This is a genomic window from Cellulomonas sp. KH9 (assembly GCF_900114185.1).
Lineage (GTDB): Bacteria > Actinomycetota > Actinomycetes > Actinomycetales > Cellulomonadaceae > Cellulomonas.
The window spans coordinates 517,757-540,728 of the sequence record NZ_FOSE01000001.1; the positions used below are offsets into that span (position 1 = coordinate 517,757).

At 72.8% G+C, this 22,972-nt stretch carries 19 protein-coding genes; 16 read left to right on the forward strand and 3 right to left on the reverse strand.

Translation table 11 applies throughout. The features are described 5' to 3' along the window. The first annotated feature begins 7 nt into the window (after positions 1–7). The 7 genes from BMZ16_RS02360 to BMZ16_RS02390 all read left to right on the forward strand — a co-directional run bounded on the left by BMZ16_RS02360 (position 8) and on the right by BMZ16_RS02390 (position 7,721). Entirely contained in the window at positions 8–391 is a 384-nt protein-coding gene (locus BMZ16_RS02360; RefSeq protein ID WP_089798666.1) for a GntR family transcriptional regulator, read from the forward strand. Continuing rightward, entirely contained in the window at positions 388–1,314 is a 927-nt protein-coding gene (locus tag BMZ16_RS02365) for an ATP-binding cassette domain-containing protein (protein ID WP_089797989.1), read from the forward strand. Before BMZ16_RS02360 ends, BMZ16_RS02365 begins: the two co-directional genes overlap by 4 nt. Further along, on the forward strand, positions 1,311–2,048 hold the full coding sequence (locus BMZ16_RS02370) for a hypothetical protein (RefSeq protein WP_089797990.1): 738 nt from the start codon (positions 1,311–1,313) through the stop codon (positions 2,046–2,048). Before BMZ16_RS02365 ends, BMZ16_RS02370 begins: the two co-directional genes overlap by 4 nt. Before the next feature lie 58 nt (positions 2,049–2,106). Further along, positions 2,107–2,853: a hypothetical protein gene (locus BMZ16_RS02375; RefSeq protein WP_089797991.1), complete on the forward strand. Its 747-nt coding sequence runs from the start codon at positions 2,107–2,109 to the stop codon at positions 2,851–2,853. Positions 2,854–2,971: 118 nt separating this feature from the next. Continuing rightward, on the forward strand, positions 2,972–3,961 hold the full coding sequence (locus BMZ16_RS02380) for an ABC transporter ATP-binding protein (RefSeq protein WP_255366307.1): 990 nt from the start codon (positions 2,972–2,974) through the stop codon (positions 3,959–3,961). Between the two features lies 1 nt (position 3,962). Then, positions 3,963–4,844, forward strand: a complete 882-nt coding sequence (locus BMZ16_RS02385; protein ID WP_089797992.1) for an ABC transporter permease — start codon at positions 3,963–3,965, stop codon at positions 4,842–4,844. A 351-nt stretch (positions 4,845–5,195) separates the two neighbouring features. Further along, positions 5,196–7,721 (forward strand): glycoside hydrolase family 48 protein, encoded by a 2,526-nt coding sequence (locus BMZ16_RS02390; RefSeq protein ID WP_089797993.1) that lies wholly within the window; start codon positions 5,196–5,198, stop codon positions 7,719–7,721. 117 nt (positions 7,722–7,838) lie between these two features. Here BMZ16_RS02390 and BMZ16_RS02395 read toward each other — a convergent pair whose 3' ends face one another. Next, positions 7,839–8,876 (reverse strand): LacI family DNA-binding transcriptional regulator, encoded by a 1,038-nt coding sequence (locus tag BMZ16_RS02395; RefSeq protein WP_177199564.1) that lies wholly within the window; start codon positions 8,874–8,876, stop codon positions 7,839–7,841. Between the two features lie 296 nt (positions 8,877–9,172). On the opposite strand from BMZ16_RS02395, the gene BMZ16_RS02400 reads away from it, so the two are divergent. The 8 genes from BMZ16_RS02400 to BMZ16_RS02435 all read left to right on the forward strand — a co-directional run bounded on the left by BMZ16_RS02400 (position 9,173) and on the right by BMZ16_RS02435 (position 17,703). Next, positions 9,173–10,123 (forward strand): carbohydrate ABC transporter permease, encoded by a 951-nt coding sequence (locus tag BMZ16_RS02400; protein WP_255366308.1) that lies wholly within the window; start codon positions 9,173–9,175, stop codon positions 10,121–10,123. Next, on the forward strand, positions 10,120–11,034 hold the full coding sequence (locus BMZ16_RS02405) for a carbohydrate ABC transporter permease (protein ID WP_089797994.1): 915 nt from the start codon (positions 10,120–10,122) through the stop codon (positions 11,032–11,034). The genes BMZ16_RS02400 and BMZ16_RS02405 overlap by 4 nt, the downstream gene beginning before the upstream one ends. Before the next feature lie 48 nt (positions 11,035–11,082). Then, the gene (locus BMZ16_RS02410; protein ID WP_089797995.1) at positions 11,083–12,420 is read left to right on the forward strand and encodes an ABC transporter substrate-binding protein; all 1,338 of its coding nucleotides are present in this window, start codon (positions 11,083–11,085) and stop codon (positions 12,418–12,420) included. 101 nt (positions 12,421–12,521) lie between these two features. After that, positions 12,522–14,030, forward strand: a complete 1,509-nt coding sequence (locus BMZ16_RS02415) for an arabinosylfuranosidase ArfA (protein WP_089797996.1) — start codon at positions 12,522–12,524, stop codon at positions 14,028–14,030. 217 nt (positions 14,031–14,247) lie between these two features. Beyond that, positions 14,248–15,597 (forward strand): sensor histidine kinase, encoded by a 1,350-nt coding sequence (locus BMZ16_RS02420; RefSeq protein WP_089797997.1) that lies wholly within the window; start codon positions 14,248–14,250, stop codon positions 15,595–15,597. Further along, complete coding sequence (locus BMZ16_RS02425; protein WP_089797998.1) at positions 15,585–16,256, forward strand: response regulator transcription factor; 672 nt, start codon at positions 15,585–15,587, stop codon at positions 16,254–16,256. Before BMZ16_RS02420 ends, BMZ16_RS02425 begins: the two co-directional genes overlap by 13 nt. Next, a complete protein-coding gene (locus BMZ16_RS02430; protein ID WP_089797999.1) occupies positions 16,253–17,233 on the forward strand; it encodes a DUF4097 family beta strand repeat-containing protein in 981 nt (326 codons plus the stop codon). Before BMZ16_RS02425 ends, BMZ16_RS02430 begins: the two co-directional genes overlap by 4 nt. A gap of 20 nt (positions 17,234–17,253) precedes the next feature. Further along, positions 17,254–17,703 (forward strand): hypothetical protein, encoded by a 450-nt coding sequence (locus tag BMZ16_RS02435; RefSeq protein WP_089798000.1) that lies wholly within the window; start codon positions 17,254–17,256, stop codon positions 17,701–17,703. A 41-nt stretch (positions 17,704–17,744) separates the two neighbouring features. Here BMZ16_RS02435 and BMZ16_RS02440 read toward each other — a convergent pair whose 3' ends face one another. Both BMZ16_RS02440 and BMZ16_RS02445 read right to left on the reverse strand, forming a co-directional pair. Next, complete coding sequence (locus tag BMZ16_RS02440; protein ID WP_089798001.1) at positions 17,745–19,913, reverse strand: alpha-galactosidase; 2,169 nt, start codon at positions 19,911–19,913, stop codon at positions 17,745–17,747. Then, the gene (locus BMZ16_RS02445) at positions 19,910–21,163 is read right to left on the reverse strand and encodes an ROK family transcriptional regulator (RefSeq protein ID WP_089798002.1); all 1,254 of its coding nucleotides are present in this window, start codon (positions 21,161–21,163) and stop codon (positions 19,910–19,912) included. Before BMZ16_RS02445 ends, BMZ16_RS02440 begins: the two co-directional genes overlap by 4 nt. A gap of 120 nt (positions 21,164–21,283) precedes the next feature. On the opposite strand from BMZ16_RS02445, the gene BMZ16_RS02450 reads away from it, so the two are divergent. Further along, positions 21,284–22,966: an ABC transporter substrate-binding protein gene (locus BMZ16_RS02450; protein WP_089798003.1), complete on the forward strand. Its 1,683-nt coding sequence runs from the start codon at positions 21,284–21,286 to the stop codon at positions 22,964–22,966. The last annotated feature ends 6 nt before the right edge of the window (positions 22,967–22,972 follow it).

Consider the following 22,972-nt stretch of genomic DNA (forward strand, 5'->3'; position numbering starts at 1 on the left):
GGTGACCGTGTTCGACGGCCGCGACCCCGTGTACCTGCAGATCGCCGACCAGATCCGCCAGGACGTGCTCTCGGGTGCCCTGGCCGCCGAGGAGCAGGTCATGTCCACGACGCAGTACGCGACGACGTTCCGCATCAACCCCGCGACGGCCGCCAAGGCCTTCGCGCAGCTGGTCGACGAGGGCGTGCTCTACAAGCGGCGCGGCGTCGGCATGTTCGTCGCCCCGGGCGCCCGCGAGCGCCTGCTCGCCGACGCCCGCGAGTCGTTCTTCGCCGACAGCGTCGACCCGGTGGCCGACGCGGCCCGCGTCCTGGGCATCGACGTCGAGGACGTCGTCGCCCGCCTCCGCGCCCGCACTGCCGCACCCGCACCCCAGGGAGAGCCCCGATGACCGCGACGACCACCGGCTGGGGCGTCGAGCTGCACGGCGTCACGCAGCGCTACGGCGACGTCGTCGCGCTCGACGACGTCGCGTTGACCGTCCGCCCCGGCACCATCACCGGCCTGCTCGGCCGCAACGGCTCCGGCAAGTCGACGCTCGGCTCCCTGCTCGCCGCCTTCCGCCGCCCGACCGCGGGTCGCGTGCTCGTCGACGGTGAGGACCCGTGGGAGAACGAGCGGGTCGCGCCGGGGGTGTGCTTCGTCCGCGAGTCCGGCGACGTGCTCGACGACTACTCCCTCAAGGACAACGTCGCCTACCTCTCGGGTGCCCGCCCGCACTTCTCGCACGAGCTGGCCGGCGAGCTGCTCGAGCTGTTCGAGCTCGACCTGAAGCGCAAGCCGTCCAAGCTGTCGCGCGGCAAGAAGTCGGCGTTCGGGATCGTCGTCGGGCTGGCCTCGCGCGCCCCGCTGACCATCCTCGACGAGGTCCACCTGGGTCTCGACGCGCCCAGCCGGTACGCGTTCTACGACGCGCTGCTCGCCGACTACGCCGAGCACCCGCGCACCGTCGTGCTGTCGAGCCACCTGATCGACGAGGTCGAGCGGCTGCTCGAGGACGTCGTGGTGCTCGACCGCGGCCGCGTCCTCATCGCCCAGGACGCCGAGTCCCTGCGCGCCGAGGGCGTCTCGGTCACCGGCCCCACGGCCGCCGTCGCGGACTTCGTCGCGGGGCGGGACGTGCTCGCCACGCAGCGCCTCGGCGGCACCACCCAGACCACCGTGCGCGGCGCGCTCGTGGAGGGCGACGCGCGCCGCGCACGGGAGGCCGGGCTCGAGCTGGGCCCGGTCCCGCTGCAGGACCTGTTCGTCCACCTCACCGACCCGGTCCGCACCGGCGGCGCGGCGGCGCACGCGCAGGGGGTGGACCGATGACGACGACCGTCGCCGCACGCCCGTCGCCCACGGCGCACACCGCGCGCCGGCTGGGCGCGGCGCTGGCGACCATGGCCTGGATCTTCTGGGCGATCGCGGTCGTGGCGGCCGTGACCGCCACCCTCGTCGCCTGGCGGGTCGCCGGCAGCGTCGACGTGTCGATCATGGTCTACGCCCGGCAGGCGGCGACCTGGTTCCCGTTCTCGCTCGGCATCATGCTGGTCGCCGCCTACCTGCGGGTGCACATCGCGTCGGGCATGACGCGCCGGACGTTCGTCCGGGCCGCGCTGCTCGTCGAGGTGGCCGCCGGTGTCGGGTACGCGGCCGTCTTCACGGCCCTCGTGCTGCTGGAGCGGGCCGTCCACGACGCCCTGGGCTGGGGGGCGGTGATCACCGAGGTCCAGCTCGCCGACGAGTACGCATCCGCCGGGGCGATGCTGCTCGAGATGTCCGTGACCTGCGTCGTCGCGAACCTGTCCGGGCTGCTCGTCGGAGCCGTCTACCAGCGGTTCGGCGCCTGGGCCGGCACGCTCACGCTCCCGCTGACCGTGGGTCCGCTCGTGCTGCTGCTCTACATCCCCGGCGTCCGGTTCGTCGACCTGCCGGGCGTCTGGACCACGACCGCGGCGGGCCACCTGGCCCTGGCGGTCGGCGTGGGCGTCGTCCTGGCCGCGGTGATGGCGGCGGTCTTCGCCGCCCTCGTGCGGCGGCTGCAGCTCGCCCCGGCGCCCTGACGACCGACCACCCGACCCCCGACCACCGGACACCCCGACCACGAGAGAGGAGGCGACGATGACCGCCACCGCCACCGCCGCACCGGCGGGCCGCACCGGCCCGCTGCGGCACACCGTCACCCGGCTCGCCGCCGCCAACCTCACGCTGCTCGTCTGGTTCTGGGTGTGCTCGGTGCCGGTCGTCGTGGTCGCGAGCGTCCTGGTCGACCGGCTGCTGGGCGTCGACGACGCGTCCGTCGTGCTCTACGCGCGGCACGCGGCCATCTGGTTCCCGTTCTCCCAGGCCATCGCCCTCGTCGCGCTCTACCTGCGGCTGCACGTCGCCGCCGGCATGACGCGCAGGACGTTCGCGCGGGCGACGGTGCTCGTCGGGGTCGGCACGGGCGCGGCCTACGGCGTCGTGCTCACCGTGCTCGCGGTCGTCGAGCGCGGCATCCACACGGCCCTCGGCCGGGGCTGGCGGGTGACCGACGGCTTCCTCGCCGACGAGTCCTCACCCCTCGGCCTGCTGCTCGCCGAGCTCGTCGTGTGCTGCGTCGTCGGGAACGTCTCCGCCCTGCTCGTCGGGGCCGCCTACCAGCGCTGGGGCGGACTGCGCGGCACGCTCGCGCTGCCGCTCACCGTGGGCCCCGTGTTCCTGGTCTTCGCCCTGCTCGGCGCGTCCGGCGGCTGGGGCCCGCTGCCCGCCGCCGCCCCTGGCCCGCCGTGGCCCGCGCTCGGCTGGTCCGCGCTCGTCGTCGCCCTCACCGCCGCGGCCTACACCGCCGTCGTCCGCCGCACGCAGCTGCGGCCACCGCACCCGTAACCGCCCACCGCGTCACCCCGCGTCACCCGTCACCACGGACCCGGCACCCGCCGGGGCCGCGGCACCCCGCACCCACGCGCCGGTCCCCGGCGCGCCCACCGCCCACCCGGAGGTCAGCATGAGCACCACCCCGGTCGTCCGCGCGGAGCACCTGCGCAAGTCCTACGGCACCACCCTGGCCGTGCGGGACGTGTCCCTCACCGTCGAGCGCGGCGAGATCTACGGCGTCCTCGGGCGCAACGGCGCCGGCAAGACGACGACGGTCGAGATGATCGCCGGCCTGCGGCGCCCCGACGGCGGCACGGTCGAGGTCCTCGGTCTCGACCCGACGACGCAGGCCGCGGCGCTGCACGAGAGGGTCGGCCTGCAGCTGCAGGAGTCCGCGATGCCGGACCGGCTGCGGGTGCGCGAGGCGCTCGACCTGTACGCGTCGTTCTACCCCGACCCCGCCGACCCCGCGGACCTCCTGGACCTGCTGGGGCTGACGGACAAGAAGGACACCGCCTTCAAGGACCTGTCCGGCGGTCAGAAGCAGCGGCTGTCGGTCGCCCTCGCGCTCGTCGGGCGTCCGGAGCTCGCGATCCTCGACGAGCTCACCACCGGGCTGGACCCCCACGCCCGGCGCGAGACGTGGGCCGTGGTCGAGGCGATCCGCGACGCGGGCGTCACGATCATCCTGGTCACCCACCTCATGGAGGAGGCCGAGCGGCTGTGCGACCGGATCGCGCTCATCGCGTCCGGCCAGGTCGCGGCCGTCGGCACGCCGGCGGAGATCGTCACCCTGGCGCAGGGCGAGCAGGTGCTGCGCGTACGGCCGCACACCCCGGTCGCCGACGCGGTCCTCCTGGCGGCGGTGGCCGGCGTCCCGGGCGTCCGCGACGCGGTCGTCGAGGACCGGGCGCTGGTCGTCCGCGGGGGCGGCACGGTCGTGCAGGACGTCATGGTCGCTCTCTCGCGGCACGACGTCCGGGCGCAGGACGTCCGTCTGGAGCGTGCGTCCCTCGAGGACGCGTTCGTCTCCCTCACCGGCACCGGCACCCCCGGCGCCACGACCACGCCGCCGACGACGCCGGCGGCCACCCCGACGACCGCTCCTGCGGAGGTGTGACATGACGACCCCCACGACCCCGACCCCCGGCCCGACGTCGAGCACGGCCACCGGCACGACGCCCGACGCCGCCGTGCGCCGCCGCGCGCTCGCCCCGACCGCCGGCGTCGTCGCGCACCGCGCGCCGGGCGGTGCCCTGGCACGCATGATCGCCGTCGAGGCACGCCTGATGGTGCGCGACCCGTCCGTGCTGTTCTTCGCGCTGCTGTTCCCGGCGGTGCTGCTGACGGTGCTGGGCCTGGTGATGCCCTGGGCGGACCTGCCCTACGACGACAGCGACCCGCTCCTGGGCGCGATCACCGCCATCACGGGGTACACCCCGATCGTCCTGAGCCTGGCCGCCGCGACCGTCGCGGTCTCCACGTTCCCGGCGATCATCGCGACGTACCGCCAGCGCGGAGTGCTGCGCCGGCTGTCGACCACGCCGGTCGGGCCTGCGCGCCTGCTGGTGGCGCAGGTGGTCGTCAACCTCGCGGCACTGCTCCTCGCCGCCGCGCTCGCGGTCGCCTCGGGCGTGCTGGTGCTCGACATCTCGCTGCCGGAGCAGCCGGCGACCGTCCTGCTGGCGTTCCTGCTGGCGGTGCTGTCGGCCTTCGCGCTGGGCTCGCTCGTGGCGGCCCGGGCCCCGACGGCGGCGGCGGCCAACGGGTGGGGGATGACGCTCTACTTCCTCTGCCTGTTCTTCGCCGGGGTGTGGCTGCCGCTGCCGCTGATGCCGGACCTCGTGCAGGACATCGCGGGGTACACGCCGCTCGGCGCGGCCACGCAGGCGATGACCGCGGGGTGGGTCGGGCAGCCGTTCCCGACCACCCAGCTCCTGGTCATGGCGGTGTGGGCGCTGGTCGGCGTGCCCGTCGCCGTCCGGCTGTTCCGCTGGACCTGATCGACGCGCCGGGGAGCCCGTCGACCGGGACCCGCCGTCCGTGCCGCCCCGCGGCCGGCGGCCGGGTCCCGGTCGTCGTCGTGCGCCGGGGTTCGCGGGGTGCGTCGCGGCGCCCACCAGGTTGGTCGCGCTCCCACGACCGCGGCTCCCTAAGCGTTTCGCGGCCTGGACGGTGCCTGTGGACCTGGTGAGAGTGAGCGTCGTCCAGACCGCTCACCGCGGGCGCGCGACGCTGCGCACCGCGGACCGGTCCGTTCCTTCGTGCAGGACTGTCGCCGGCTCCGAGGCCGTCGACAGGCTCCACGCCGGCACCGAGGCCGCGCGTGGTCGACGCCAGGAAAGGTACGGAAGATGTCCTCAAGCACCCGACGGCGTGCCGTCAGAGCGGCCTGGGCCGTCCTGACCGCCACGACGCTCGTGGCCGCAGGCGGCATACAGGCCGCCCAGGCGCTCTCCGGCTCGACGTCGCAGGCAGCGGTCCCCGCTGCCGTGGCGGTCGACTCCGAGTACGCGCAGCGGTTCCTCGAGCAGTACGAGAAGATCAAGGACCCCGCCAACGGGTACTTCAGCCCGCAGGGCATCCCGTACCACGCGGTCGAGACCCTCATGGTCGAGGCCCCGGACTACGGGCACATGACCACGTCGGAGGCGTACAGCTACTGGATCTGGCTCGAGGCCCTGTACGGGCAGGCCACCGGTGACTGGGACCCGCTGAACGAGGCGTGGACCAACATGGAGACGTACATGATCCCCCAGCAGGCGGATCAGCCCACGAACTCCTTCTACAAGGCCGACGCCCCGGCCAGCTACGCCTCGGAGTACAACCACCCGAGCAACTACCCGTCGCAGATCGGCAGCAGCGGCAGCGTCGGCAAGGACCCGATCGCCGCCGAGCTCCGCGCGACCTACGGCAACAACGACATCTACCAGATGCACTGGCTGGGCGACGTCGACAACATCTACGGCTTCGGTGCCGCACCCGGCCCCGGCTGCCAGCTCGGCCCGGACCACGAGGGCATGTCGCTCGTCAACACCTTCCAGCGCGGCCCGCAGGAGTCCGTGTGGGAGACCGTCCCCCACCCCACCTGCGACGACTTCACGTACGGCGGTCCGAACGGCTACCTGGACCTGTTCACGGGTGACGCGTCGTACGCCAAGCAGTGGAAGTACACGTCGGCGTCCGACGCCGACGCCCGTGCCGTCGAGGCCGTCTACTGGGCCAACAAGTGGGCGACCGAGCAGGGCAAGGCCGCGGACGTCGCGTCCGTCGTCACCAAGGCCGCGAAGCTCGGCGACTACCTGCGCTACACGCTGTTCGACAAGTACTTCAAGACGATCGGCTGCACGTCGCCGAGCTGCCCCGCCGGGACCGGCAAGGACAGCGCGCACTACCTGCTGTCCTGGTACATGGCGTGGGGCGGTGCGACCGACACCAGCTCCGGCTGGGCGTGGCGCATCGGCTCGTCGCACGCGCACTTCGGCTACCAGAACCCGTTCGCGGCGTGGGCGCTGTCCAACGACCCGAAGCTGACGCCGAAGTCGGCGACGGCCAAGGCGGACTGGACCAAGGCCGCCGAGCGTCAGGTCGAGCTGTACCAGTGGCTGCAGTCGTCCAACGGCCCGATCGCCGGTGGGGCCACCAACAGCTGGGACGGTGCGTACGCGCAGCCGCCGGCCGGCACGCCGACGTTCTACGGCATGGCCTACACCGAGGCGCCCGTCTACAACGACCCGCCGTCGAACCAGTGGTTCGGCATGCAGGCGTGGGGCGTCCAGCGGCTCGCCGAGCTCTACTACGAGACCGGCAACGCGAAGGCCAAGACGGTCCTCGACAAGTGGGCGGCCTGGGTCGTCGACCACGTCGAGACCGACGGTGCCGACTGGTCGGTCCCGTCCGAGCTCACCTGGTCGGGCAAGCCCGACACCTGGAACCCGAGCAACCCGGGCTCCAACTCCGGCCTGACCGTCACGCTCAAGAGCTCCGGCCAGGACGTCGGCGTCGCCGGCGACACCGCCCGGGCGCTGCTGTTCTACGCGGCCAAGTCGGGCAACACCGAGGCGCGTGACACCGCCAAGGACCTGCTCGACGCGATCTGGGACAACAACCAGGACTCGCTCGGCGTCACGTCGGTCGAGACCCGCAAGGACTACCAGCGGTTCGACGACGAGTACACCCCCGGCGGCAACGGCGTGTACATCCCCTCCGGCTGGTCGGGCACCATGCCCAACGGCGACGAGATCGAGCCGGGGGTGTCGTTCCTCGACATCCGGTCGTTCTACAAGGACGACCCGCAGTGGGCGAAGGTCCAGGCGGCGCTCAACGGCGGGCCCGACCCGCAGTTCGAGTACCACCGCTTCTGGGCGCAGACGGCCATCGCCGGTGCCCTGTCGGACTACTCGCGCCTCTTCGAGGACGCCGGCCCCGGGCCGACCGCGACGCCCACGGCGACGCCGACGGTGACCCCCACGGTCACCCCGACGCCCTCCGTGACGCCGTCGGTGACGCCGACCCCGTCGGTCACGCCGACCCCGTCGGTGACGCCCACGCAGAACCCCACGGGTGCCTGCACCGTGCGGTACACCGCCAACAGCTGGAACAACGGCTTCACGGCCTCGGTCCGCGTGACCAACAACGGGACCAGCGCGCTCAGCAGCTGGAACCTGCGGTTCACGTTCGCCAACGGCCAGCAGGTCCAGCAGGGCTGGAGCGCGACGTGGTCGCAGTCCGGCACGGCGGTCACCGCGACCAACGCCGCGTGGAACGGCTCGCTCGCACCGGGCGCGTCCGTCGACATCGGCTTCAACGGGTCGCACTCCGGCACCAACAACGCACCGACGTCGTTCACGCTGAACGGCGCTGCCTGCACCGCCGGCTGATCGGCTGACGGCTCCCGTCGCGACCCCATGCGCGACGGGTGAGGGGCCGGCTCCGGGCACACGCCCGGGGCCGGCCCCTCGTCGTGCGGCGCGGGGTGGGCGAGGCCCGGGCGGGGCTCAGGCCTCGTCGTCCTGCCCGCCCGTGGACTCGCGGGCCACGATGTGGAACGCGGCCTTGTGGAGCCGGGGCGGGCGGACGTCCTGGGGCCCGGCCTCGATGCGCTCGACGAGCATCGCGACGGCCGTCTCGGCGATCTCCTCCCGCCCCGGGTCCACGCTGGACAGCGACGGGGTCGAGAACCGGCCGTCGCCGATGTTGTCGAACCCGATGACGGCCACGTCGTCGGGCACCCGGCGCCCGGCCCGGGCGAGCGCCCGCAGGGCACCGATGGCGAGGCTGTCGTTGAGCGCGAAGACGGCGTCGAACTCGACCCCGGACGCGAGCAGCTCCCGGGTCGCGTCGACGCCGTTCTGCGGGAGCCAGGGGGCGACGGCGCACTCGAGCCGTGGGTCCTCCGGCAGGCCGGCCACGGCGAGCGCCTCGCGGTAGCCCCGCACGCGCAGGTCCGACGGGCGCATCTGCCCGCTGCGCCGGTCGGGGTGGGCGCCGAGGACGGCGATGCGCCGCCGGCCGAGGCCGATGAGGTGCTCGACGGCCGCGCGGGCGCCCTCGACGTTGTGCATGGTGACGTGGTCGTCGGGCCCGCCGAAGATGCGCTCGCCGAGCAGGACGAGCGGGTAGGTGACGTCGTCGAGGAGGTGGCGGTCCTCGGTGCCGAGGTGCTCGGGGCTGAAGAGCATGCCGTCGGTCTGCCGCAGGCCGTTCGTCAGCACGGCGGTCTCGTGGTCACGGTCCGCCCCGGCCTGGCCCACGATCACCCCCAGGCCGCGCCGCTCCGCGGCGGCGATCACCGCGTCCGCGAGCTCGGCGAAGTACGGCTGCCGCAGCTGGGGCACGGCGAGCCCGATGACGCCGGTCCTGCCGGAGCGCAGGCCGCGGGCCGACAGGTTGGGCCGGTAGCCCAGCTCGGCGATGACCCGCTGCACGCGTGCACGCGTCTCGGGGCGCACGTGGGGGTGGTCGTTGACGACGTTCGAGACCGTCTTGTTGGAGACGCCGGCGCGCCGGGCGACGTCCTGCATCGTCACCTTCACGACGGCTGCCGTGCGTTCCCGGGTGCCCGTGCACCCGCCGCGCGTGCGTCCGCCCCTGCGTCCGGCCGCCCCCGCCGTCCCGTCGTTCTCATGCCGAGAGGTTGACAGACGTCTGCCGCGGGCGCAATAGTGGCGTGGCGGTTACGACGTCGTAAAACGCCAGGTCAGCGGTGTATATCGTCATAGTCGACGAGCACCGTGCCACATGTGGTGAAACGTCCGATCCAGGGTGGGACGCCCAGCCCGACACAGGTGTCGAGCGGCGAGGTCCTCCCTGGAAGGCAGGAGGAGCAGAAGTGGCACAGCTGCAGGAACGACCGGCGTCACCCGGCACGCCGGTCGGGCACCGGCTCAAGGCGCTGCTGTACTCGCAGCGACTGGCCCCGTACTTCTTCATCGCCCCGTTCGTCATCACGCTCCTGGCGTTCTGGGCCGTGCCGCTCGTGCGGACCTTCGTGATGAGCACGCAGAGCGTGATGTTCGGCGAGGCGTCGTTCGTCGGCACCGACAACTTCGAGCGGCTGTGGCGCGACCGGATCTTCTGGCAGGCCATGTACAACAGCGCCCGCTACATGGTGCTGACGCTCGTGATCCTCATCCCCGTCCCGCTGCTGCTCGCGGTCGTCATCAACGCGCGGCTCGGGTCGGACCGCCTGAAGAACCTCTTCAAGGCGTCGATGTTCATCCCCGCGCTGACGTCCGTCGTCGTCGCCGGCATCATCTTCCGGCTCATGTTCGCCGAGACGAGCACGGGTCTGGTGAACCAGGTGATCGCCTGGTTCGGCGCGGACCCCGTGCGGTGGCTGCGCACCGACCTCGGTGGCCTCGTCGCGCTGCTGGCGCTGGCGACCTGGCGGTACACGGGCGTCAACATCCTGTACTTCCTGTCCGGCCTGCAATCGATCCCCGACGAGCTCTACGAGGCGGCGTCGATCGACGGGGCCGGCAAGCTCCGGCAGTTCTTCTCGATCACCCTGCCGAACATCAAGCCGACCATGGTCTACGTCACGACCATCAGCATCTACGGCGGCCTGGCGATGTTCCTCGAGAGCTTCATGCTCTACGCCGGCAACAGCTCCCCGAACAACCAGGGTCTGACGGTCGTCGGCTACCTGTACCGCCGCGGCATCGAGGAGAACGACCTCGGCTACGCGTCCGCCGTGGGGGTGGTCCTGCTCGTCGTGATCATGGCGATCAACCTCACCTACCTCACCCTCACCGGCACGTTCAAGAAGGAGTCCCGATGAGCGCGCCCACCACCACGACCACGCCCGCCCCCTCGGCGGAGCACGGGACGGGCGTCCCCGGGGGTCGGCGCAAGTACCCGCTGCCCCGGGCGGTGTTCGTGACGATCCAGAGCGTCTTCCTCGTCGTCATCGCGCTCATCGTCCTGGTGCCGCTCGTCGTGATCTTCGTCGGCACGTTCCAGGACGGCGGCGAGATCATGCGCAGCGGCCTGCGGCTCGACGTCGACGTCTCGTCGTTCCGGTTCGACAACTACGTCATGCTCTTCACCGACTCGGGCCTGTACTTCCGGTGGTTCGCCAACTCGGTGGGCCTCACGCTCGTCCAGGTGGCCGGCACGCTCCTGGTCAGCTCGTTCGTCGCCTACGGCTTCGCGATGTACGACTTCAAGGGGAAGACGGCCGCGTTCATCGCGGTGCTGCTCCTCATGACCGTGCCGTTCGAGATCATGATGCTGCCGCTGTACGTCATGGTGAACGACCTGGGGCTCGCGGACTCGTACAGCGTCATCGTCATCCCGTTCCTCGCGGCGTCGGTGACCATCTTCTTCTTCCGGCAGTACTTCATGGGGATCCCCAAGGAGCTGCTCGAGGCGGGCCGCGTCGACGGCGTCACCGAGTTCGGCATCTTCTTCCGGGTCGTCCTGCCCATCTCGCGGCCCGCGCTGGCCGCCATGGGGATCCTCAACGGCATGGTCACGTGGAACAACTTCCTGTGGCCCCTGCTGGTGCTGCGCTCGGCGGAGAAGTTCACGCTGCCGATCGGCCTGAACACCCTGCTGACGCCGTACGGGAACAACTACGACCTGCTGATCATCGGGTCCTTCTTCTCCCTCCTGCCCGTCCTCGTGCTCTTCCTCTGCTTCCAGCGATTCTTCGTCGCCGGGATGACGGCGGGGGCGCTCAAGGGCTGATCGCCCACCCGCACCACCCGCACCACACAACGAAACGGAGTCACAACCATGGCTGGACCACGCAGGTACCTGTCGCTCGTTGCGGCCGGCCTGGCAGGCGCACTCATGCTCTCGGCGTGCAGCGGCGGCTCGGACGAGCCCGCGGCGGCCCCCGCCGACGGTGAGGCCACCTCGCTCGACATGTGGGTGTTCGCCGAGCTCCACGCGGACTACTACGAGCAGATGGCCGCCGAGTGGAACGAGCAGAACCCCGACCGGCCCGTCGACCTCGACGTGACCGTCTACCCGTACCAGGACATGCACAACAAGCTGCAGCTCGCGGTCAACGCGGGCTCCGGCCTGCCGGACGTCGTCGACATCGAGGTCAACAAGTTCGGCAACTTCGTGTCCGCGGACGGCCGCACCCCGCTCATGGACCTGTCCGAGGCCGCCGAGCCCTACCAGGACGACATCGTCCAGGCGCGGCTGGACCTCTACACCCGCGCCGAGAAGGTGCTCGGCTTCCCGATGCACGTCGGGGCGTTCGTGACGTTCTACAACGCGGCGCTCCTCGAGGAGGCCGGGATCGACTACACGACCATCGAGACGTGGGACGACTTCTCGGAGGCCGGGGCGACGTACAACGAGGCCACCGGCAAGGCGTTCGGCATCGCCAGCACCACCGTGAACTTCGTCGAGCCGCTCATCGTCGCGCAGCTCGGGGGCAACTTCTTCGACGAGAACGGCGACGTCGACGTCGCCAACCCCGACGTCGTCAAGGCGTTCGAGATGCAGAAGGCCATGCTCGACGCGGGCGCGATCTCCACGATCCCCGGCGGCAGCCCCGACGACGAGCAGGCGTTCGGCGTCATCAACAGCGGCGACTACGCCGCCGTGGTGTACCCCGCCTGGTACACGTCGCGGTTCGTCGACTACATGCCCGACCTCGCCGGTGACATCGCGATCGCCCCGGCGCCCGTCGTCGAGGGCAGCGACGTCGCCACGATCGGTGGCGGCGGCACCGGCACGGCCGTCATCGAGTCCTCGCCCAAGAAGGACTTCGCGGCCGAGTGGCTCGCGTTCGCCAAGCTCTCGCCCGAGGCGAACGTCGCCGTGTGGGAGGTCCTCGGCTTCGACCCCGTGAACATGTCGGTGTGGGAGGACGAGGCCGTCACGAAGGACCCGGAGAACAAGTTCAACAAGTACTTCCGCACGAACCTGTTCGACGTGCTCAACGAGGTCAAGGACGGCATCGGCCACTTCGACGGCTTCGCGAACCCGAACCTGCCGACGCTGAACAACCTGTTCACCACCACCACCCTGACCGAGGTCTACGAGAACGGCGTCGCGCCGCAGCAGGCCCTCGAGCAGGCGCAGAAGGACCTGCAGAACCAGATCGGCCAGTAGTCGCGGTGAGCCCGGGCGCCGGCAACCCCGGCGCCCGGGCCCGTGGCCACCACCCCGCGCCCGTGACCCGTCGCGGGCGTCCCCCCAGCACAGGAGTAGCAATGCAGAGCGGCAAGCTGTCGATCGACCCCGCCTTCGTCGTGGCCCCCGTCAACCGCCGGGTGTTCGGGTCGTTCGTCGAGCACATGGGTCGGTGCGTCTACGGCGGGCTGTACGAGCCCGGGCACCCGACCGCGGACGAGGACGGTCTGCGCGGCGACGTCCTGGAGCTGGTGCGGGAGATGGGCGTCACGGCCGTGCGCTACCCGGGCGGCAACTTCGTGTCCGGGTACCGGTGGGAGGACGGCGTCGGACCCGTCGAGGACCGACCGACGCGCCTCGACCCGGCGTGGAAGACCATCGAGACCAACGCGTTCGGCCTCAACGAGTTCATGCGCTGGGCCCGCAAGGCCGACATCGAGCCCGTCATGGCCGTGAACCTCGGGACGCGCGGCATCGCCGAGGCCGTCGAGCTCCTGGAGTACGCGAACCACCCGCAGGGCACCGCGCTGTCCGACCTGCGCGTCGAGCACGGCGCGCCCGAGCCCCACGCCATCCGCACGTGGTGCCTCGGCAACGAGATGGACGGCCCCTGGCAGCTCGGCCACAAGACGGCCGAGGAGTACGGCCGCCTGGCCGCCGAGACCGCGCGCGCGATGCGGCAGGTCGAGCCCGACCTCGAGCTCGTCGCCTGCGGGTCGTCCGGCCGCGCGATGGCGACCTTCGGCGCCTGGGAGGACACGGTCCTCGAGCACACGTACGAGCTCGTCGACCACGTGTCCGCCCACGCCTACTACGAGCTCGACGGCGACGACCGGGCCAGCTTCCTCGCCTCGTCCGTCGACATGGACAAGTTCATCCGCGAGGTCGTCGCCACGGCCGACGCGGTCGGCGCGCGCCTGAAGTCGTCGAAGAAGATCATGATCTCGTTCGACGAGTGGAACGTCTGGTACAACAAGGCGCTCACCGAGTCCGGGCTGCCGACGGACTGGACGCAGGCGCCGCGGCTCAGCGAGGACGCGTACACGCTGCTCGACGCCGTGGTCGTCGGGTCGCTGCTCATCACGCTGCTGCGGCACAGCGACCGCGTCGCGATCGCGTGCCAGGCGCAGCTCGTCAACACGATCGCCCCGATCCGCTCCGAGCCCGACGGGCCGGCGTGGCGCCAGTCGATCTTCCACCCGTTCGCGCTCACCGCACGGCACGCGCGGGGCCAGGTGCTCGACCTGCGGGTGGACGCGCCGACCCTCACCACGGCCAAGCACGGCGAGGTCGCGGGCCTGGACGCGGTCGCCACCCACGACGCCGACACGGGGGAGCTGACCGTGTTCGTGGTCAACCGCGACCCCGCCGAGGCCCTCGCCTTCGCCACCGACCTGCGCGGTTTCGGTGCGGCGACCCTCACGGAGGCCGTCCTGCTCGCCGACGACGACCCGTTCGCGGCCAACACGATGGACGAGCCCGACCGCGTCGCGCCGCGGCCCCACACGTCGGCCACGGTCGACGGCACGACGCTGCGCGCGGAGCTCCCGCCGGCGTCCTGGAGCATGTTCCGGCTCCAGCCGGCCTGACGCACCGCACGCGAACCGGCACCCGGCGACCGCCGCACCCGCCCCGGCAGGGGAGGGGAGGCGCGTCGCCGGGTGCCGGTTCGCGTGCTGGTGCGGGCACGTCCCGGCCGCCACGAGGCGGCGCCACCCGCCCGGGTGCGGGGTAGGGCGTGCCCTACCCCCTGACGTGGGCGGGCACCGCAGCGCCGTCCCGCGTGCGACGCCTACCGTCGTCCGCATGAGCACAACCATCGAGGCCGCCACCGCGCCTCCGCTCCCGGACGAGGCCCCGCTCGCCGACGACGTGCGCGTCGTCGCGCCGATGCTCACCGGTGGTCGCGCGCTCGGGCTGGCACCCGTCTCGGGTGCCACCTGGGCCGGCGCCGGGCAGATCGTCCTGGCGGCGGCCGTGAGCCTCGCGGCGTCCGTCCTGCTCGTCACCGGCGTGGCGCTCGGGGTCGGGCTGGTGGTGCTCGTCGTCGGCGTGCCGCTGCTCGTCCTCACGCTGGTCCTGGCCCGCGGGTACGGCGCGGGCGAGCGGGCGCGGCTGCGGGCCCAGCTGGGCGTCGTCGTGCTGCCGCCCGCACCCGGCCCCGGGGCGCCGTACCACCCGCGCACGTGGTGGCCGTGGCTGCGCGACGCCCGCTCGTGGGCGGCGGTCGCGCACGCGCTGCTCACGTGCCTCCTGGCGTGGACGGCCGGGTCCGTCGCCTTCAGCCTGGCAGCGTTCGCGCTCGTCGTGCCCGCCGCACCGTTCGCCGGGCGGGTCAACGCGCTGCACCTCGTGCTCCTCGTCCCCGGGGCCGTGGTGGCGCTGTGGCTCGCGGCGCTCGTCGTGCAGCTCACGAACCTCGCACAGGTCCGGCTGACCCGCACCCTGCTGGGAGGTCGCTCGCGTGCCGAGGCCGAGCGTGCGGCACGCGCCGCCGAGCAGCGGGCCGACGTCGCCGAGGACCGCGCCGAGCACCTGCGCGAGACGCGCACGGCCGCCGTCGTGGCCGCCGACGAGGAGCGCCGCCGCATCGAGCGCGACCTGCACGACGGCGCGCAGCAGCGCCTCGTCGCACTCGGTGTCGAGCTGGGTGTCGCACGCCGGACCGCCGCGCAGGACCCCGCCGCGGCCGTCGCCGCGATCGACGCGGCGCACGGCGAGGTCAAGGAGGTGCTGGCCGAGCTCCGCGACCTCGTCCGGGGCGTCCACCCCGCCGTCCTCACCGACCGCGGTCTGGACGCCGCGCTGTCCGCGCTCGCGGCCCGCTGCCCCGTGCCCGTCGACGTCGACGCCCAGGGCGTCGGTGACGGCGTCGGGCCGCAGGCGCAGGCCGCCGCGTACTTCGTGGTCGCCGAGGCGCTGACCAACCTCGCCAAGCACGCGACCGCGACGCGGGCCACGGTCCGCGCGGCGGTCGACGGCGACCGGCTGCGCATCGAGGTCGCGGACGACGGCGCCGGCGGCGCGCACACCGCGCCCGGTGGCGGCCTGGACGGCCTGCGCCGCCGCGTCGAGGCCCTCGACGGCACGTTCCACCTCGTCAGCCCCGCCGGGCGGGGCACCGTGCTCACCGTGGAGGTGCCGTGCGCATCGTGATCGCCGAGGACTCCGTCCTCCTGCTCGACGGGCTGACCCGTCTGCTCACCGCCGAGGGGCACACCGTCACCGGCTACCGCACCGCGGACGAGCTCGTCGCCGACCTCGGTGACCCCGCCGCCGACCTGCCCGACGTGGTCGTCACCGACGTCCGCATGCCCCCGACGCACACCGACGAGGGTCTGCGCGCCGCCGTGCACCTGCGCGGCCTGCACCCCCGGCTTCCCGTGCTCGTGCTGTCGCAGTACGTCGAGCAGCGCTACGCCCGTGAGCTGTTCGCCGCCGACGCGCGCGGGCTGGGGTACGTCCTGAAGGACCGGGTGGCCGACGTCGACGACTTCCTCGCCGCCCTCGCCCGCGTCGCCGCCGGCGGCACGGCCCTCGACCCCGAGGTCGTCGCGCAGGTGCTCGCCCGCTCGCGGCGCACCCTGTCCGACGTGCTCTCGCCCCGCGAGCGCGAGGTCATCGCGCTCATGGCCGAGGGCCGGTCCAACGCGGCGATCGCCGAGCGGCTCGTCGTCGGGCTGCCGGCCGTCGAGAAGCACGTGACCTCCATCCTCACCAAGCTCGACCTGCCGCCCGACGCCGACGACCACCGCCGCGTCCTCGCGGTGCTGCGCTGGCTCGAGGACGGCCCGACGAACGGAGCACGACCGTGACCGCCGCACAGCCCACGCACGTCCCGCCGCCGACGACGCCGGGCGCCGCCCCGCCTGGACCGGCGCGCCGCCCGGCCGGTGGTCGCGCCCTGACCGTGGTGGGCGGTGTGCTCGCGGCGCTGCTGCTCGCGCTCGGCGTCGTGCAGGTCCTCGCGTCGATGTTCGCTCGGACCACGTCCGCCGTGGCGACGCTCGCGGCCACGGACGTCGTCGAGCTCGTCGCCGACGGCGAGGTGCTCGTCACCGTGTCCGCGGTGGACGACGTGCGCGTCGAGCGGGTCGCGCGGTTCGCGTGGACCGGGCCCCGGTACGAGGTCACGTCGGACGGCGTGCGGACGGTCGTGCGGCACGAGTGCGAGGGCGTGTGGCTGACGAGCTGCTCCGCCGGGCTGGAGGCGACGGTCCCCGAGGGCACGCACGTGGTCGTCCGCACCACCGACGGCGAGGTCCGCGTGGCCGGGCCCGCCGCGGACGTCGAGGTGCGCGCGTCCGACGGCGACGTCCACGTCGCGGGCGCCCGCGGCGACCTCGACGTGCGCGGTCGCGACGGCGACGTGACCGCGCAGGGCGTGCGCGGGAGTGTGGCGGTCGAGCTCTCCGACGGGGACGTGCGCGTCGCCGAGGCCGGCGGCGACGTCGCGGTACGCAGCCGTGACGGGGCCGTCGTCCTGGCCGACCTGGCCGCCGACGCCGACGTCCGGGCCTCCGACGGGCAGGTCGAGGTGCGCGACGTGCGGGGTGCGCTGACGGTGCGCCACCGGGACGGCGACGTGCTGGTCGCGCAGGTGCGTGGCCACGTCACGGTGCAGGCCACCGACGGTGACGTGACGGTCCACGGGACGGGCGACCCCGTCGCGCTGGAGATCACGTCGAACGGGCGCCAGCGCGTCGAGGGCGCGACGGACCCCGCCGCCGACGTGCGCGTCGAGCTGCGCGCGTCCGACGGCGACGTGGCGTACCTCGGCCCCGAGGGCTGACGGTCTGCCAGACTCCGGGCGTGACCACGACACCGGACCACGCCGCCGCCGGGCCGGGGCGCACCGCCGCCCGGTACGCCTTCGTCGCGGTCCTGACCGCCGCCTGCTGGTTCGCCTGGCTGGGGTGGGACACGCAGTACCGGACGGACCCGGTCACCGGCGACGTGACCGGGCCCTACGAGGCGTGGCAGGTCGTGGGCTGCGTCGTCAGCCTCGTCGCCGTGACGGTGCTCGCGGTCCGGGCGCTCGGCGGCCGGCGCGCCGTGGCCGCGGTCGCCGTGACGTTCACGGCGGCGTGGGTGGCCACCCAGGCGCCGCGGGACGACTCCGGGCTCTGGCTCGTCGGCGCGTTGCTGGTGCTGCTCGGCACGACCGTGGGCGCCGGCCTCGTCGCCCTGGTGGCGGGCGCCGGCCGGCGCCGCACGGCCGGTCCGCCCCGGGGGCCGCTGGTCAGGCGGCCGGGCAGGTGACCGGGACTCCTGCGTAGCGCAGCAGTGCGTACGGCGGCGGGTCACACCGCCGTGAGGTGCAGCACGACCGCCTGCACCGGCCACAACGTCGGCAGCTGCAGACCGACCTCCGCCAGCACACGGCCCGGCACGGTCGCGCGCTCCGCGCCCATCCAGCCGGGGTGCACCCAGCCGCGCCTGCCCGCACCGATCTCGTCGAGCACGCGGACCGTGTAGCGCCGGTCGGGGTCGAGGCCGTCGATGCGCAGGCGCTCGGACTGCGCCTCCTCGAGGGAGGCCACGGTGGCGACCGTGAACACCGCTGCGGACCGGTCCTTCGCGACGACGCCGCGCACCCGCAGCGCCGGGTCGCGCATGTCGGGGTGCACCACGGTGCCGGTGTGCAGCAGCGGTCGCAGCTCCTGGTACAGCCGCCCGAGCTCGACGATCTGCGCGGTCTCCTCCGCGGTGCACTGCAGGATGTCCCACTCGAACCCGGGCGACCCCTGCAGCGACGTCGCGATCCGGTAGGACAGGTCGGTCATCCGGCCCGAGGAGTGGGCGGGGGAGGGGCCGACGTGGGCGCCGATCAGCTCCGGGGGCAGCACCAGCTCGGTCCAGCGCTGGATGTCCAGGCGCTCGACCGGGTCGTTGGAGTCCGACGCCCAGACGCGGTCCGTGTGCTCCAGGATGCCCAGGTCGGTGCGCGCGCCGCCGGAGGAGCACGACTCGATCTCCAGGCCGGGGTGGTCGGCCTTGAGCCGTGCGATGAGGCGGTAGGCCGCACGCGTCTGCCGGTGCGTGCCGGGCGTGCCGTCGTGCACGGCCTCGACGAGGTCGCGGTTGTGGTCCCACTTGATGAAGTCGACGCCGAGCCGGCTCACCACCTCGGACATCTGCGACCGCACGTGCTCCCACGCTGCCGGCTCGGCGAGGTCCAGCACGTACTGGGTGCGGAACGAGATGCCGTCGGGGGACGGCACCGAGGCGGGGTTGCCGAGGATCCACCCGGGGTGCCGCCGCGCGAGCTCGGAGTCGAGGTTGACCATCTCCGGCTCGAACCAGATGCCGAACTGCATGCCCAGGGAGTGCACCAGGTCGGCGAGCGGCTCGAGGCCGTCGGGGTACACGTCCGTGTCGACGGTCCAGTCGCCGAGCGACGTGGTGTCGTCGCGCCGCCCGGAGAACCAGCCGTCGTCGAGGACGAACCGCTGCACCCCGACCTCGGCGGCGCGCCGCGCGAGCTCGGCCGACGTCGCGGGGTCGTGGTCGAAGTACACGGCCTCCCAGGTGTTGAGGACCAGCGGCCGCGGCGTGCGCGGGTGCTGCGGACGGGTGCGCAACCACGTGTGGAACCGGTCGGAGACGCCGTCCAGCCCGCTCGCCGACCAGGCGAAGTAGGTGACCGGCGCCGTGTAGGTCTCACCGGCGCCCAGCTGGATCTCGCAGGGGCGCAGCAGCTCGCCGGCACCGATCAGGGTGGTGTGCTCGGTGAGGCGGTCGGTGCGGTGCGTGACGTCGGCGCTCCAGCCGAGGTGCACGGCCCACACCTCGCCGGAGCGGTTGCGCGGCTCACCCACGCTGGCGAGCGTGACCCACGGGCTGTCGTGCCCACCGCGGCCGCGGCGCGACTGGCGCGTCGTGGAGCCGCGCGGCATGAGGGTGGTCAGCGGGGACTTCTCGCGCGTCCACCGACCACCGAACGACGTGAGGTGGTCGGCGGTCCGGGGGACGGGCAGGGTCGCCTCGAGCTGGGTGACGTCGACGACGCCGGCGTCGGGTCCCGCCGTGTTCGTCAGCTCCTGGTGCAGCAGGACCAGCCCGCCGGCGCCGACCTCGATGCCGAGCGCGAGCCGCAGGTGGGCGACGTCGTCCTCGGCGACGACGTGGAGGGCCGCCCCACCGCGGCGCTCCACGTCGACGACGGTCCAGCGCGGGAAGAGCGGGCGCCCGCCGCGGCCGGCGAGCAGCCCGGGGCGGCCCGCCCACCCGTCGGACTCCTGCGGCACGAGCGGCAGCCGCCACGCGGCGTCGAGCGTGCCGGGGGCGGTCTGCCGCTCGGTGATCGGGTCGAGCGCGGCCAACGTGGCGTCGTCGAGCTCGCCGAGGTCGGCGCCCCAGTGCACCACTGCCGGTAGGCCCTGCGCGGGGTGGCGGACGACGACGCCGACGCCGTCGCGCCGCAGGACGGTCCAGGTCGGGCGCGGGGCCGGGGCGGAGGCGGGGGTCATGGTGCTCCTGTCGTCGTGGGGAGGGTGCGCGCCTCCCCGGTGAGGGGCGCGTGCTGCACGCGCCTCGGCGGCATGGTGCGCAGCACGTGCAGGGCGCCGCCCAGTGCGGCTGCGGTGCTGACGTTCGAGCTGATGATCACCTCGGCGGCCACGAGGTCGCGGCTGAGCGCCTCGGCCCGCAGCGTGGCCTCGACCGTGTCGCGGTACAGCGGCCCGGCGGTGCTGAACGCCGGCCCGGCGAGCACGAACGTGCTGAGGTCGAAGAGGTTGGCCAGGGTCACCGCCGCGGCGCCCAGGCAGGCCGCCGAGTGCTCCAGCAGCTCGCGGGCCGCGCCGTCGCCGTCGCGCGCTGCACGTGCGATGCGCTCGAAGTCGGCCAGCGTCTCCTCGCTCCCGCCGCGCAGCCCCAGGCGTGCGGCGACACCGGCCCGGCCGATCGCTGCCTCGACGACCGCGACCGGCGAGGCCTCGACCTGCACGCAGCCGGACAGTCCGCACACGCAGCGGCGGCCGCCCCGGTCCAGGCTGAGATGGCCGATCTCGACGGCGTTGGACGCGCGTCCGCGGTACGGCTCGCTGTCGACGACGACCGCACCGCCCACTCCGGTCGCCATGTACAGCACGCCGAAGGTGTCGATCGGCACCGCGCCGGCCCACTGCTCCCCGATGGCGGCGGCGGTCGCGTCGTTCTCCAGCAGCGTCGGCAGGCCGAGCCCGTCCCCGAGGGTCCTGGTCAGCGGGAAGCCGAGCCAGGCAGGTGTCGGCTGCGACGTCAGGAGCATGCCGCGCTCGCGGTCCTGGGGGCCGTGCGTGACCAGCCCGACGCCCAGCACGCGCTCGCGGGGCACACCGACGCTGGTGAGCAGGTCGGCCACGTGGTCGACGAGTCCCTCGACGGTCGTCTGCGGGGCGTCGTCACCGGATCCGCGCAGCCCTGCGCCGGCCACCTGACGGCCGGCGAAGTCGATGACGACCACGGTGCTGGAGGTGCGGTCCACCTGGACGCCGACGGCGTACCAGGCGTCCGGGACGAGCTCGAGCAGGCGTCGCGGCGTCCCCCGGGACTGGTGCTCGAGCCCGGCCTCGCGGACCAGGCCCTCCTCGACGAGGGCGCGGATCACCTTGGTCACGCTCGGCGGGGTGTGCCCGGAGAGCGCGGCGAGCTCGACCCTGCTCAGCCGGCCACCCGCTCGGATCAGGTCGAGCATCGTGGTCGCGGCCGGTCGGCGGGCGCCCGTCTGCGCGGCCATCGATGCCTCCTCGCTTTACTTGACAGCAATAATTAAGTGTGTGAAGGATACCTCAACGTCGAGGGGATCCCGCTCGACACCCGCCAGGCGTCGGTGCTCGGCGCTGAGAAAGGACCAAGGATGTTCCTGAAGAAGCGCGCGGTCGCGGTGCTCGCAGGTGCCGCCGCGCTGAGCCTCATGGTGGCCGGATGCGGCTCCTCCGACTCCGGCGGAAGCGACGCCGGCACGTCCGGCGCCGAGGACGGCACGCTGGTGGCGTTCACCGGCCAGGCAGGTGACTACCAGAAGAACTTCAACCCGTTCTCGCCGTCGCAGATCGGTGGCGTCGGCACGATCTACGAGCAGCTGTTCTTCATCAACCAGCTGTCCACGGACGAGTTCGAGCCGGTGCTCGGCACCTCCTACGAGTGGAACGAGGACGGCACCGAGCTGACCGTCGCCCTGCGGGAGGGCGTCACCTTCACCGACGGGGAGCCGTTCACGGCCGACGACGTCGTGTTCTCGTTCCAGCTGATCGACGAGTACCCCCAGCTCGACAGCTTCGGCTGGGACGGTCAGGTCGAGGCGCTCGACGAGCACACGGTGAAGTTCTCGTTCGACCGGGCGTCCTTCGTCCTGGGGGCGCAGATCCTCGGTCGTCAGGTGATCGTGCCCGAGCACCTCTGGGCCGACGTCGACCCGACCACCGACATCATGGAGAACCCGGTCGGTACCGGCGCCTTCATGCTGGACAGCTTCATGCCGCAGGCCTTCACGTTCGTCGCCAACCCCGACTACTGGGGCGGCGAGCCGGAGCTGCAGAAGATCCGCTGGATCGCGCTCTCCGGCAACCAGGCCGGCGCCGACGCGGTCTCCGCCGGCACGATCGACTGGCTGACCGGACCGATCCCCGACATCCAGAACACGAACAAGAACCACCCCCAGTACCACCACCTGACGGCGTTCTCGTCGCAGATGGTCCTGGCCACGTGCTCGTCCGTCGAGATGGGGTGCGAGGGCCCGCAGACCGACCCGGTCGTGCGGCACGCCCTCTACAACGCGCTGGACCGCACCCAGCTCAACAACCTCGCGTTCGAGAAGACGGCCGCGCCGGTCTCGCCGGTCTTCGCCCTGACCCCCGGCCAGGACGACTTCGTCACGATCCTCGACGAGAACCAGGCCCCGATGACCGCGCAGCCGGCGGAGTCCACGCGACTCCTCGAGGACGCCGGCTGGGCCAAGGGCGCGGACGGCATCTTCGCCAAGGACGGGCAGCGTCTGTCCCTGTCCGTCGAGGTCGTCACCGGGTGGACCGACTACATCACCGCTCTCGACGTCATCAGCTCGCAGGCCCGTGCCGCGGGCATCGAGATCAACGTCTCCCAGTCGTCGTGGAACGAGTGGACCGAGCGCAAGGTGACCGGTCAGTTCCAGCTCGCCATCGACGGTGTGCACCAGGGCCCGCAGCCCGACCCGTACTTCGTCTACCAGGACTTCTTCCACTCGCGGAATGGCGCCGCGGTGGGTGAGCGTGCCGGCAACAACTTCGCGCGCTTCGCCGACCCGGAGGTCGACGCCGCGATCGAGGCGCTCACGGCCATGGCCTTCGACGACCCGGCCCGCCAGGCGCACTTCGACACGATCCAGCAGATCCTGCTGGACGAGATGCCGTACATCCCGGTCCTCAACGGCGGCACCACCTCGGTGTGGAACACCGCGCGCTTCGAGGGCTGGCCCACGCAGGACGACCTCTACGCCTTCCCGGCCGTCTGGTCGTCGTTCGACAACGCGCAGATCTACCAGCGCCTGAGCCCCGTCGGCTGAGCGGCA